Genomic DNA, 12,263 nt, shown 5'->3' with positions numbered 1-12,263 from the left:
CCCGGCCGTGCGCTCCCAGCGCGCGGCGCAGACGCAGCTGGCTTCGGCGCCGATGTCGCTGGCCGAATCGGCGAAGTTCTTCGGGGCCGAAACGGCGCGCTACCGCAGCATCGCGAAGTCGATCAAGCTGCAGCCGCAGTATGCTGGCCTCATGAGCCCCGCCCGGCCGCCCGAAGGGGCTCGCATCACAGTGCAGAGCACGGAGGTTACTTAGTGAGCACACTCCTCGAACAACTGCATGCGCAGGCCGGCGAATTCATCGGCCTCAGGCGCGACATCCACCAGCATCCCGAAATGGCCTTCGACGAGCACCGCACCTCGGCGCTGGTCGCGGCGAAGCTGGCAGGCTGGGGCTACGAGGTCGAGCGCGGCCTCGGCGGCACCGGCGTGGTGGGCCGGCTGGTGCGCGGCAAGGGAGCGCGGCGCCTCGGCCTGCGCGCCGACATGGATGCCTTACCGATCGACGAAGCCACCGGCCTGGCCTACGCGAGCAGCCATGCCGGCGTGATGCACGCCTGCGGCCATGACGGCCACACGGCGATGCTGCTGGCGGCCGCGCACCATCTGGCCGAGCGCGGGCGCTTCGAAGGCACGCTGAACCTGATTTTCCAGCCGGCCGAGGAGGGCGGCGGCGGCGCGCTGCGGATGATGGAGGATGGCCTCTTCGACAAGTACCCATGCGATGCGATCTTTGCGATGCACAACATGCCCGGCTTGCCGCAAGGCAGGCTGGCGCTGCGCGAAGGCCCGGCGATGGCCTCGTCGGACTACGCCACCGTCACGCTCGCCGGCATCGGCGGCCACGGCGCCATGCCGCACCGGGCGGCCGATCCCATCGTGGCAGCGGCCAGCATCGTGATGGCGCTGCAGACCGTGGTGTCGCGCAACATCGACCCGCTGCAGATGGCCGTGGTCACGGTCGGAGCCATCCATGCCGGCAAGGCCAACAATGTGATTCCGCAGAGCGCGGTGCTGGAGATCAGCGTGCGCGCGCTCGACCGCGAAGTGCGCAGCAGGCTCGAAGAGCGCATCAAGGCGCTCGTCGCGGCGCAGGCCCAGAGCTTCGGCGTCGAGGCGCAGATCGACTGGCGGCCCGGCTATGCGGTGCTGGTCAACACGCCCGAGGAAACCGCGTTTGCGCGCGAAGTGGCGCTCGAGCTGCTCGGCGCCGATCGGGTCACGCTGCAGGGCCCCGCGCTGCCCGGCAGCGAGGACTTCGCCTTCATGCTCGAGCGCGTGCCCGGCAGCTACCTGCTGATCGGCAACGGCGAGGGCGACAGCCACGGCGCGTGCATGGTGCACAACCCGGGCTACGACTTCAACGACGACAACATCGCCATCGGCTCGGCCTACTGGGTTTTGCTGGCCGAACGCTTTCTGCGCTCCGCCGCCTGAGTCCGGCCGTTCAGTCGTCGGCGGCGAACACGGTGAGCACGCCCGTGTAGCCGTAGAGATGATGGCGCGCGATCTCGCCGGCGGCGAAGAAGCCGACCAGCGGCACGTCGCCGAGCGCATGGCGCACGATCTGCAGCTCGGCCCCGGGCGCACCGAAATGCGGGCCGCCACGGCCCGAGCAGCTGACGTACACCGCACCGGCGATGCGGCGCGCCGGATGGGGCGCGGCCTCGGCTTCGCCGGCCGCGACGGCGCGCGCGGTGGCGAGCGTCTGCTCCTGCGGTTCGAGTTCTTCGCGGACCTCGGCGCACACCCGCATCAGGTCGGCGCGCGCGGCCTGCGCGTTGCGGCGGCAGAAGGTCATGCGCATGCCGGCTTCGGCCGTGTCGGCGATCGCGACGCCGCGACGCGTGGGGTCGAGGCCGATGATGTGGCGCACCAGCACATCGTTGCCGAGATCGCCGGTGCGGCGGATGCTGTCGCTGCCCGCATCGACCAGGCCGACCAGCGTGGCGCGCACGGCATCGATCGCCTCCTGCGGCGCTTCCAGCGAAACGCCGAGCTCGGCCAGCAGCACGTCGAGCGCAGGTTCGCCATCGAGCTTCAGCAGCAGGTTGCCGTCGGCCTCGGTGATCACGCGCTCGCGCGACACCGGCTGGCAGCCCTGGGTGACGCGGGACACCACGCGCACGCCTTCGCCGAACACCACGCCGGAGAGTCCGCCCGAGAACACGCCGCCCGCGGCGCCGTGGCCGCGGATGTTGCCGTTGCCGCCGATGGCGAACTGCAGCGAGCCGGCGCGGCCGGAGGAAAGGCCACCGAACAGGTAGCCGGTGTCGGTACGGCCCGCCATCTCGGCGATCAGCTCGGCGAGTTCGGGCGTGGCCGGGTCGGCATGCACCAGCGCCGTGTGCGCCGCGAAGCCGCTCATCTCGGTGCCGGCGAGCGGCGCCACGCCCGAGAACACGCGGTACTGGTCGCTAGGCAGCTGGCACAGCATCACGCTGAGTGCCGGTTCGTCGAAGTACTCGGCGTTGTTGGCCGAGACGCCGATGCCCACGGTGCCCGACCAATCTGTGATCTCGGGCAGCTCGGCCCCGAGATGGTCGAGGATTTCCTGCGCATCCTCCGCGTAGTGGTCGGTGATGTAGAGCAGGCCCAGCGTGGGCGAACGTGCGTAGTCGGGCAGCGCCATCTGCGCCCGCAATTGGGCCAGCACGAGCCCGGCCGCCATGCGCCATTGCGGATGGGTGGCGTGCCCGGAGGGAAACAGCTTCATGGACTCGGCTCTCTGGCGGGGTTGAGTGGTGGAGTTCAGCGTCCGCGCGCTCGCTTGCGCGCCGGCGCCGTGGTTTTTCTGGCCGCGCCGGTCGCAGCCGGCACCTTCTTCTTCGTGGCGGCCGCGGCCGTCTTTCGTGCCGGCTTCTTGCCCGATGCGGTGCCCATCGCCTCGTCGACCGCATCGGCGAGCGGCTTGGCCATATCCGGCATTTTCAGCTGGGACGCGTCCTGCAAGGCCGAGCTGGCGATCTGCTGGAACTGCTGCGTGAGCGCGCCCCACCACTGCAGCGGATCGACCACGCCGCCCGCGGCGTCCGACGCGGCCGCGCCAGTCGCCGATGTCTTGCCGGGTCCGTTGCGCTTCGCCGCAGCGACCGGCGCCTCGGCTTCGACGTCTTCGGGTTCGTCCTCGGGTTCATCAGCCGGCTCCGGCGCAGGCGGCGGGGCCGGCGCTGCGGCGGCCGGCGCCGTGGCCTGGCGCGTGAAGGCGTTGGCCAGATCTTCCATGCGCACGTTCATGCCGCGCAGCGTAGAGAGCGTCATCTTCTGCACCTCCAGCGCCTGGATGGTGGCCTTGAGCGCATGGCCGTTCTGCTCCAGCCAGTACTGCACGGTCTTGAGTTCCTGGATGCGCTTGTCGACCTCCTCGACGCTCAAGGTCGGCGCCACCCAATTCGACAGGCTCGGCATGCCGGGCACCGTGCTCGCGCTGCCCGCTGCACCGCCTGCGAGGCTCTGCAGGAAGTCGAAGCCCGGGACGAACTGGCTGAAGGCGAAAGGCTTGCTCGCGTCGCTCATGGGGAGGTCTCCTGGAGAGTGGTTCTTGTCCGGGCAGCTTACTCCAAGGGCATGCGCTTTTGTCGCGCGGGTATGCGCCAAAGCTCAGTGCTTGTGGTTGTGCGCCGGCGCCGCCGCGCCACCGGCCGGCGCGCCCACCGGCAGCTTGAGTTCCAGCGTGCTCGACTGGCCCTTGGCGTCCTCGAAGCGCAGCGTCACGGGCACGCTGGCGCCCTTGGCCAGCGGCTGCTTCAGGTCCATCAGCATCAGGTGGTAGCCGCCGGGCTTGAGCTCGACGGTCTTGCCGGCCGGCAGATCGAGGCCCGGCACCGCGCGCATGCGCATCGTGTCGCCATCCATCTTCATTTCGTGGACTTCCGCGACACCGGCCGCGGGCGTCGAGACGCCGACCAGCCGCGCGCCGGCCGGCGCGGTGAGCTTCATGAAAGCGCCGGTCCCGCTCTGGCCGGGCACCGATTGGCGCACCCAGGCGTCGCGCACCTGGACGGCGGCGGGTGTCTGGGAGAAGGCGCCGGCGGCGCCGGCCAGTGCGGCGCTGAGCGCCAGGGTCTTGAGCAGGGTCTTCGAATGCTTCATGGGAGAGGTCCTTGATGGAGAGTGTGAGCTACAGGTCGAATCGGAGTTCAGCGCTGTAGGTGCGCTGCGGGTAGGGGTGAAAGTTCCAGTACTGGTAGTTGTTGGCGTTGTCGATACCGAAGGCGGCCGACCAGCGCTTGTCGATCTGATAGCGCACGCGCAGGTCGACCGTGAAGTACTTGCTGGCGCCGAAGTAGGCGAAAGCGTTGACGTCGCTGTTGTCCAGGTTCGAGTATTGCCGCCCGCTGTAGCGCGCGGCCACGGTGAAGGCCCAGCGCGCATCGGGCTTGTAGGTGGCGTAGACCGTGGAGCGCCAACGCGGCACGCGCGGCTGCCGTTTGCCGACGCTGGCCGGCAAGGCGGCGTTGGCCACGATCTTCGAGTCGGCGTAGGTCAGGCTGGCACCGAGGTCGACACCCTTCACGAATACGTCCTGGCCGGTATAGGCGAGCTCCATGCCGGCGGTGCGCACCTTGTCGACGTTCTGCACGCGCGAGACCGTGGAGCCGGAGATGAGCTGGTTGTAGAGCGCGTCGCGCGTGGTCTCGTGGAACAGCGTGGCGCGCGCCAGGCCGCTGCCCAGATCCTTCTCGGCCGAGAGCTCGCCGGTCCATGACTTCTCGGGCTCGAGATTCGGGTCGTTGACGAAGGACAGCGCACCGCCCGAGGTTGCGCCGTAGAGTTCGCCGACGGTGGGAAAGCGCACCGCGCGGCCCAGCGAAGCCTTGAGCACCGTATCCGCGCTCAGCTGATACGCCAATGCGGCTTTGGGCGAGAGGTTCGATTCGCCACGCTTTGCATAAGACTGAAACCCGGTCGCCGCGGCAGTGAGGCCGTCCGTCGCCTTCCAGTCCTCGTAGCGCAGGCCGAGCACCGCCTTCCACTTCGGCGCGAAGGACCAGGTGTCCTGCGCCCAGGCGCTGAAGGTTTCGCTGCGGCCTTCGACCTTGCTCAACGGCGAGAACGGCGCGCCATCCTGCCAACTGCCCAGGACGTTCGTCTTCAGGATCCGCAACTGGTAGGCATCGCGGCCGACGCCGAAGTCGACGATGTGAGCGCCGGCCACGCCCTGCGGCCGCCACGTACCCTTGGCCGCCAGCGTGTTCCAGCCGGTGCCGTCCTGATCCTGCAGCGTGCCGGCGCCACCGATGGCCGCGAACGGCAGCGCCACCGTCGGCGCGCGTTGCTTGTCCTTGGCGTAGTCGTACAGGCTCGCTGCAACTTCCCAGTCCCACTCGCCCCGCGTGTTGCTCTTGACCGAGAACCCGTGCATCACGTGCGTTTGGCTGTCGTCGGTAAGCGGGAAGGCGGTGGGCGCCAGCATGTAGCTGCGGCCGCCGATGTTGACTGCGCCGCTGTACACCGGCTGGCCAGCCGCGTTGCGCAGGTAGCTGTCGGGCCGGCCCTCGGCGCTGTTCTGCCACCAGCCCAGGGTGTAGGTGGCGCGCAGGGTCGGTGAGATGTCGTAGGCCAGCTTGAGCTTCGCGTGGTCCTGCACCGTGTGGTACGCCGTGCCCGTGCCGAGGATGTACCACGGCGTGTTGGTGGTGTTCAGGCCGGGCACGAAGCCGGCCACCGGCGTGCCGCTGCGGCTCACGGCGCCGGAAGCCACGGTGGCAGTGGCGAAAGTCAGCGGCTGGCCGTGGCTGTCGGTGCGGTTCAGATCGATCCACCAGGACCAGTCGCCGCTCTTGCTGCCGAGCGAGGCGCTGGTCTGCCAGCTGTTGAAGGTCCGGCGGGTGTTGTACAGGTCGTTCGGCTGCGACGAATAGCCGGCCTTGACGTGCGCCTCCAGCTTCGTCGGCATGCGCGTCACGTAGTCGACCACTGCGCCCGCCGAGTTGCCCGGGTAGGCGGCCGAGAACGGACCGTACATCACGTCCACGCGCTCGATCTCCTCGGGCGTGACCAGGCCCCAGCGCGGCGCGTAGTTGGTGCCGTTGGCGATGCCGTTGCCGAGGTAGTTCGACAGCAGGATGCCGTCGGCATACACCGCCGACCGCGCGCTGTTGCCGGTGCCCGACGCGCGCGTGGACAGGATCGCGTGGTTGTAGTCGCCGATGTAGCGCTTGCGAACCAGGAGGCTCGGCAGGTATTTGAGCGCGTCTTCGCTGTCGGTGGCGTTGATGCGGGTCTCGATTTCCTCGCGCGTCACGCCCTCGATGGTGGTGGGAATCTGCGTCGGCAGCGAGGTCGGCCGGCCGCCGGTGACGGTCACCACGCCGAGCGACTTGATGCGCTCGGGAGCGTCATCCGCAGACGCGGCGGTCTGGGCCAGCACGGGCGCGGCCAACCAGGGAAAAGCCGCACTCAAGGCGAGCGACAGCACGGTTTTGTTGTTCATGGAAAGCGCTCCTCGGCGCCGCTTGGCGCCGGTGCATGACTAGGAAGTTCGCGCGCGGGCGCCCTTGCCGGGGGCGCACAGCGCTACGGATTCGAAGAAAAGCTCAGAGCGCTGGAGGCCCGCGCGCGGGCAGCGGCGCGGCGGTGGCCGCGGCGATGCGCGCGGCCGGAATGGGCTGGACCGCGTGGGCCAGCGGAAGAGGACTCGGCAGTGCGACCGCCGCCGTGGGCGGCGGCGCGCCGGTCGGCATGCACAGCGGGCAGTCCATGTGGCTCGCGCCCAGCTCCTGCGTGCCGTCGTCGGTCTGCACGACCATCTTGACGGCGCCGGCGCTGGAGCAGACCAGCTCCACCGCCTGCGGATTCACGATCGGCGAGGCGACCGCCACGCCCAGCGACAGCGCGAACCACAGCAGCACGAGGCGGCCGAGTCGGTGGGCGTGGCGCAGGCAGGACATGAGGCGGCGATTATCGGCCAGTCCCGCGCTCAGGGGCCCGGCACCACCGCGGTCACGCGAAAGCCGCGCGCCGCCAGCAGCGCCGGCAGGCCGGTGGGGCCGGCCATGTGCAGCGCGCCGACCGCGCCGAACACGCGCTGGCCCCGCGCATGCAGGCGCGCGATGCCGTCGGCCAGCCCGGGGTTGCGGTCGTCGAGCAGGCGCTTGAGCGCGCGCCGTTCGGCGGGCGTGCGCGCGCAGTCGCACCACTGCGTGTAGCTGTCGAGCCGGGGCCAGTCGTTGCGCGCCCAGGCCTGCGCCAGCTCGCCCGCCAATGCGCCGGTGCGGCCCGACTCGAGTTCGTCGAGGGCCTGGTCGATCTGCTCGCCCTCCTCCGCCTCGGAATCGCCGCTGAGCATCTTCAACTGGTCGGCCGCGGTTTCGAGCGCGACGATGGGCTTGCCGCGGGCGCGCGCCAGGCCCGCGAGGAAGGCCTCGCTGCCGTAGTCGCCATACAGGCCCTCGGAGCGTGCCGCGAGCATCGACAGGGTCGTCACTTGCAGGATCGGCCGCAACCGGGCCAGCGCGCCCTGGGGCAGGCAGGCGGCGGCGGCTTGCCGGTCGAGGCGGCGCTGCCGTTCCGGCGTGAGCACGCGCGCGCTGGCGGCCGCATCGGCGGGTGCGCTGAAGACGGCCAGCGTCGCCGGATCGAGCAGGTCGAGTTCGAGCGCCAGCGTGTCGCTCTGCATCAGCGCGCGCAGCACGCGCGGCCCCGGCACCATCCACTCGGCCTTGCCCAGGTGCATGGTGCCGTAGAGCCAGGATGTGCGGCCGTCCTTCTCGATGCGCCACAGGAGGCCGCGGTCGACCGCCTGCTGCATCGCGCGCCGCATGGCCTCGGGCGACAGGTCGGGCACGGCGGCCGGCGGCGGGCAGAAGGGCTTGGCGCTGCCTTTGTCGGCCGCCGTGGCCAGTGTCGCGCCCGCACATAGCCACGCCAGAGCCAGTGCAAGCAGGCGGGAAACCCAGGCTCCGCTCATGCCAGCGCCGCCGCGAAATCGGCGACCAGGTCGCTCTCGCGCTCGAGCCCGACCGAGACGCGGATCAGGCCCTCCGCGATGCCCATCTCGGCCCGCCTCGCGGGGCCGGCCTCCCAGAAGATGGTCGGCGCCACCGGAATGATCAAGGTGCGCGTATCGCCCATGCCGGTGGCCTTGATCGGAATCTGAAGCCGGTTGATGACCGGAATGCAGGCCTGCGGATCCTGCAGCTCGAAGGACAGCAACCAGGCGCCCGCGCCGAAATGTGCGCGCGCCAATGCATGCTGCGAATGCGACTCGAGCATCGGGTAGTGGACACGCGCCACCGCCGGGTGGCTCTCCAGGAAGCGCGCCAGCGACAGGGCCGTCGCGCTGCTCTGCGCCACGCGCAGGGCCAGGGTTTCGGCGCCGACGGCGATGCGGTGGGCATGGTCGGAGCTCAGCGAGCCGCCCAGGTCGCGAAGCCCCTTCTTGCGCAATTGCACGAGGCCCCACTGCTTCGCATCGCCCTGGCGATAGCCGGCAAAGATATTGGGAAAGCCGCTCCAGTCGAAGAGGCCGGTGTCGGTCACCGCGCCGCCGAGCGCGTTGCCGTGGCCGGCGATGGTCTTGGTCAGCGAGTTGACCGACAGGCTCGCGCCCACCGTCTTCGGCCGGAACAGGGCCGGCGAGGTGATGGTGTTGTCCACCACGTAGACGAGGCCGCGTTCGGCGCAGAGACGGCCGATGCCGGCCAGGTCGGGCACCTGCGTGCCGGGATTGGCGATGGTTTCTACGAACACCATGCGCGTCGCGGGTGTGAGCGCATCCGCCACGGCAGTCGCCGCCGACGCATCGACCAGGCTCACTTGAATGGCCAGTCCCTGGAGCGTGCCCAGCACGCTGTGGGTGTTGCCGAACAGGTGGCGGCTCGCGACCAGGTGATCGCCTGCGCGCAGCAAGGTCAGGAACACGGCCGAGACCGCGGCCATGCCGGTCGCGAAACACACGGTGCCCAGGCCCTCCTCGAGCGCCGTGAGCTTGGCCTCCAGCGCGGCGGTGGTCGGGGTGCCCTGGCGCGCGTAGTTGAAACGGTTTTTCAGCGTGCCCTGGAACACGCCGATCAGGTCCTCGACGCGCTCGTAGCCGTACTGCACCGACGGGTGCACCGCCATGTGCACGCCGCCCTGCTCGACGCCGAAGCGGCGGTCGGCGTGCAGCAGCCGGGTGGTCGGATCAGCGGCGGGAGCGTCGGACGGCGAGGTCATCGGAGTTGTATCCATGGGTGTCAAAGCAAGGCAGCGCGGCTATGCTTGTTACATGCGCAGCATATTTCACCTTGCCTTCCATGTCCGCGATCTCGACGAGACGCGTCGCTTCTACGGTGGCCTGCTCGGCTGCACCGAAGGCCGCAGCACCGACACTTGGGTCGATTTCGACTTCTTCGGCCACCAGATCTCGCTGCATCTCGGCGAGCCCTTCGCCACCTCGCGCACCGGCCGCGTCGGCGACGTCATGGTGCCGATGCCGCACTTCGGCATCGTGCTCGAGCTGCCCGCGTGGCGCGCGCTGGCCGAGCGCCTGCAGGCGGCCGGCGCAGACTTCGTGCTGAAGCCGCAGGTCCGCTTCGAAGGCCAGCCGGGCGAGCAATGGACGATGTTCTTCTGCGATCCCTTCGGCAACCCGATCGAGGCGAAAGGATTCCGATCGCTGGACACCGTCTACGACGCATGAACTGAACTCTCACCCGCTTCGCCATGGTTATTTCTCTGCGCACCGCCGGGCTTGCTGCCGTACTGGCCGCCCTCTTCCATCCTGCCGCGCACGCGGTGCAGGACTGCGAGCTCAACGGCCAGAGCGTGAATCCGGCGAACGGCAACACTACCGTGGGCAAGACCGGCCTCATGCGCTGCAAGGACCGCGGCAGCGGCGAGCTGATGCGCGAGCAGCAGATCCAGAACGGCGTCTTCATGGGCCTGGTGCGCCACTACGACAAGGGCAGGCTCGTGAAGGAACACAGCCTCAACGCCAACGGCAACATGCAAGGCCGGGCGCGCGAGTTCTCGCCCACCGGCGGCGTGCTGCGCGAGGCGACCTACGAGAACGGACACGAGACGGGACTGACGCGCAGCTTCCACCCCGGGGGCCAGGTGCGGCGCATCGCCTTCTATGCCGAGCCGGGCGAACGCGCCTCGGCCGAATTCACCGAGCGCGGCCAGTTGTCGGCGCTGCGCTGCGGCGACAAGCCGATGCTGGCGCCAGCGGTCGACGACGTGCGGCTGTGCGGCTTCGTGAACGGGCCCTCGCAGGTGGAGCTGTTCGACAGCAAGGGCATCTTGCGTTCGCGCTTGGCCTATGCGGCCGGCAAGCGGGTGCGCAGCGAGGATCTCTACGACAACGGCAAGCCTTCCTTGCAGGACGAGATCAACGGCAACCTGCGCACCGAACGGCGCTGGTCGTCGGAGGGGGTCAAGCGCCGCGAGGTGGTCTTCCTGCTGGTGGAGCGCGGCGCGATCAAGCAGCGAGAGCAGGACTTCTCGGAGAGGGGCACGCTGGTGCGCGACCAGCGCTGGAACGCGGCCGGCGAAGCGCAGAGCGATGAGAGCTATTACCTCAACGGACAACCGCGCAGCAAGGCCCGCTACGGCACGGCCGGCGATGCGCGCCAGCTGGAGATCACCGAATTCCACGACAACGGCCAGCGCGCCGCGCTCGGGCGCTTCCTGCTGGTCGACCGGGTCCGCCGCGTCCCCATCGGCACGCACCAGCGTTTCGACGACAAGGGCACGTTGATGGCCGAATCGGTCTACGACGACAAGGGCCGGGTCACGCGCGAACGGACTTGGGATGCCGACGGCAAACCGGAGCGCGACGACGAGATGTTCGAGGACGGGTCGCGCAAGGCAAATTAGCTTACCCCCAGGCTCCCCCACTTCGTGTGGTCCGCCAAACGCGCCGCGGCACGGAGGCCTTGGCCCTTCAGGCCGTCCAAGCCTGCGCAGGCAGGCTTGGAGCCGCGGCCTTCAGCCCTCACTGGGGGCAACACCAGCGGCCCGGCGAAGCCGGTTCCGCGGTGTTCCCCGAAGGGGCCTGGCTTCGCCCGCCGCGACGGGGCAGCTCGCCCAGCGGGTCGAGCCAGCGCTGCTTGTGAAGCTTCAATCCAGCTTGATGCCCGCCGATTTGATGATGGGACCCCAGCGCTTCGATTCGGCGCGCGACAGCGCCGCGAACTGAGCCGGCGTCCCCGGCATCGGCTCCATCCCGAAATCGCCGAAACGCTTTTGCACCGCCGGCACGCTGAAGGCGCGGTTCAGCTCGGCGTTGAGCTTGGCGATCACCGGCGCCGGCAGGCCGGCCGGGCCGAGGATGCCCTGGAACGCGAACACCTCGGTGTTGGGCACGCCCACTTCGGCAAGCGTCGGCACGTCCGGCAGCAGCTTCGAGCGCGCACTCGAACCGATGGCCAGCACGCGCACCTTGTTGCCCTGCATGATCGGCAGGCCCGAGGCCAGGTCGAGGAACATGCACGGCACCTGGCCACCCATCACTTCGGCCATCGCCGGCGCCGCGCCGCGGTAGGGGATGTGCGTGATGAAGGTGCCGGTGCGGTTCTTGAACATTTCCATCGCCAGGTGGTGCGGCGAGCCGTTGCCGGGCGAGGCGTAGTTGACCTTGCCGGGATTGGCCTTCACGTAGGCGAGGAAGGCCTTGAAGTCCTTGGCCGGGAAGTCCGGGTGCACGACCAGCGCGAGCGGGAACTTGCCGATGGCGCCGATGTAGCTGAAGTCCTTCTCCGGGTTGAAGGGCAGCTTGCCGAACAGATATTCGTTGAAGGCCAGCACCGCGTTGTCGGCCGACATGATCGTGTAGCCGTCGGGCTTGGCCTTGGCCACCAGGTCGGCGCCGATGTTGGTCGCGGCGCCGGGGCGATTGTCGATGACGATCTGCTGGCCCAGCGTCTGCCGCATGGCTTCGGCCAGGGTGCGCGCGATCACGTCGGTGCCGCCCCCCGCGGGGTAGGGCACCACCCACTTGATGAGCTGCTCGGGGTAGTTCTGCGCGCGCGCCCATGGTGCGGCGCTGGCGGCTGCGGCGGCAGCGAGGGTCGTGAGCAGGGTTCTGCGATCCATCGGAAAAGTCTCCTGGGGTTTTGGTGAATTGGCGTGAAAGGTCAGCTCGCGGGCTGGTCGGCCGGCGGCGCGGACAGCGAGGGCATCGGCAGCTCGTCCAGCGCATGCGCCAGCGCGGCCCGGCAGCGCGCCTCGTCGCCCACCTGCTCGAACAGCAGCAGGGCGAGCCGCGCGAGGAACAGCGATTCCCGTTCCGCGCCGGCCTCGCTGATGGCGCGCGCGCATTCGGCATACAGACGGTCGCGCGCTTCGGGAAGCAGTACTGCAGTCATTGGACAACCTCC

The 12,263-nt window shown here is 69.4% G+C and carries 13 protein-coding genes; 4 read left to right on the top strand and 9 right to left on the bottom strand.

Translation table 11 applies throughout. The annotated features are described in order from the left end of the window. The first annotated feature begins 7 nt into the window (after nt 1-7). Together EJI01_RS29315 and EJI01_RS16065 are read left to right on the top strand one after the other, a co-directional pair. The gene (locus EJI01_RS29315) at nt 8-214 is read left to right on the top strand and encodes a hypothetical protein (protein ID WP_260602480.1); all 207 of its coding nucleotides are present in this window, start codon (nt 8-10) and stop codon (nt 212-214) included. After that, nucleotides 214-1,395 (top strand): M20 aminoacylase family protein, encoded by a 1,182-nt coding sequence (locus EJI01_RS16065; protein ID WP_126838145.1) that lies wholly within the window; start codon nt 214-216, stop codon nt 1,393-1,395. Before EJI01_RS29315 ends, EJI01_RS16065 begins: the two co-directional genes overlap by 1 nt. 10 nt (nt 1,396-1,405) lie before the next feature. Here the strand turns inward: EJI01_RS16065 and EJI01_RS16060 are convergent, their stop codons facing one another. The 7 genes from EJI01_RS16060 to EJI01_RS16030 all read right to left on the bottom strand — a co-directional run bounded on the left by EJI01_RS16060 (nt 1,406) and on the right by EJI01_RS16030 (nt 9,132). Beyond that, nucleotides 1,406-2,674, bottom strand: coding sequence for an FIST N-terminal domain-containing protein (locus EJI01_RS16060; RefSeq protein ID WP_126838144.1), 1,269 nt, complete (start codon nt 2,672-2,674; stop codon nt 1,406-1,408). Between the two features lie 35 nt (nt 2,675-2,709). Further along, nucleotides 2,710-3,474: a PhaM family polyhydroxyalkanoate granule multifunctional regulatory protein gene (locus EJI01_RS16055; RefSeq protein ID WP_126838143.1), complete on the bottom strand. Its 765-nt coding sequence runs from the start codon at nt 3,472-3,474 to the stop codon at nt 2,710-2,712. An 84-nt stretch (nt 3,475-3,558) separates the two neighbouring features. Next, nucleotides 3,559-4,050 (bottom strand): copper chaperone PCu(A)C, encoded by a 492-nt coding sequence (locus EJI01_RS16050; RefSeq protein ID WP_126838142.1) that lies wholly within the window; start codon nt 4,048-4,050, stop codon nt 3,559-3,561. A 28-nt stretch (nt 4,051-4,078) separates the two neighbouring features. Next, entirely contained in the window at nt 4,079-6,394 is a 2,316-nt protein-coding gene (locus EJI01_RS16045; RefSeq protein ID WP_126838141.1) for a TonB-dependent receptor, read from the bottom strand. A gap of 103 nt (nt 6,395-6,497) precedes the next feature. Further along, on the bottom strand, nt 6,498-6,851 hold the full coding sequence (locus EJI01_RS16040) for a DUF2946 family protein (RefSeq protein WP_126838140.1): 354 nt from the start codon (nt 6,849-6,851) through the stop codon (nt 6,498-6,500). A gap of 29 nt (nt 6,852-6,880) precedes the next feature. Then, nucleotides 6,881-7,870, bottom strand: coding sequence for a TraB/GumN family protein (locus EJI01_RS16035; protein WP_126838139.1), 990 nt, complete (start codon nt 7,868-7,870; stop codon nt 6,881-6,883). Next, nucleotides 7,867-9,132, bottom strand: a complete 1,266-nt coding sequence (locus EJI01_RS16030; RefSeq protein ID WP_409513959.1) for a cystathionine gamma-synthase family protein — start codon at nt 9,130-9,132, stop codon at nt 7,867-7,869. Before EJI01_RS16030 ends, EJI01_RS16035 begins: the two co-directional genes overlap by 4 nt. A 37-nt stretch (nt 9,133-9,169) precedes the next feature. On the opposite strand from EJI01_RS16030, the gene EJI01_RS16025 reads away from it, so the two are divergent. Both EJI01_RS16025 and EJI01_RS16020 read left to right on the top strand, forming a co-directional pair. Continuing rightward, entirely contained in the window at nt 9,170-9,583 is a 414-nt protein-coding gene (locus tag EJI01_RS16025) for a VOC family protein (protein ID WP_126838137.1), read from the top strand. A 23-nt stretch (nt 9,584-9,606) separates the two neighbouring features. Then, on the top strand, nt 9,607-10,761 hold the full coding sequence (locus EJI01_RS16020; RefSeq protein WP_126838136.1) for a toxin-antitoxin system YwqK family antitoxin: 1,155 nt from the start codon (nt 9,607-9,609) through the stop codon (nt 10,759-10,761). 243 nt (nt 10,762-11,004) lie between these two features. Here the strand turns inward: EJI01_RS16020 and EJI01_RS16015 are convergent, their stop codons facing one another. Continuing rightward, nucleotides 11,005-11,979 carry a Bug family tripartite tricarboxylate transporter substrate binding protein gene (locus EJI01_RS16015; RefSeq protein ID WP_126838135.1) on the bottom strand — a complete coding sequence of 325 codons (975 nt, stop codon included), beginning with the start codon at nt 11,977-11,979 and terminating at the stop codon, nt 11,005-11,007. A gap of 41 nt (nt 11,980-12,020) precedes the next feature. Further along, complete coding sequence (locus EJI01_RS16010) at nt 12,021-12,251, bottom strand: hypothetical protein (protein ID WP_126838134.1); 231 nt, start codon at nt 12,249-12,251, stop codon at nt 12,021-12,023. Between the last annotated feature and the right edge of the window lie 12 nt (nt 12,252-12,263).

Origin of the sequence: Variovorax sp. MHTC-1, assembly GCF_003984645.1 — a bacterium.
In the GTDB taxonomy this organism is placed as follows: Bacteria; Pseudomonadota; Gammaproteobacteria; order Burkholderiales; family Burkholderiaceae_C; genus Variovorax.
The sequence above is the reverse complement of the archived record's forward strand: the minus strand, read 5'-3'. Positions and strand labels throughout refer to the sequence as shown.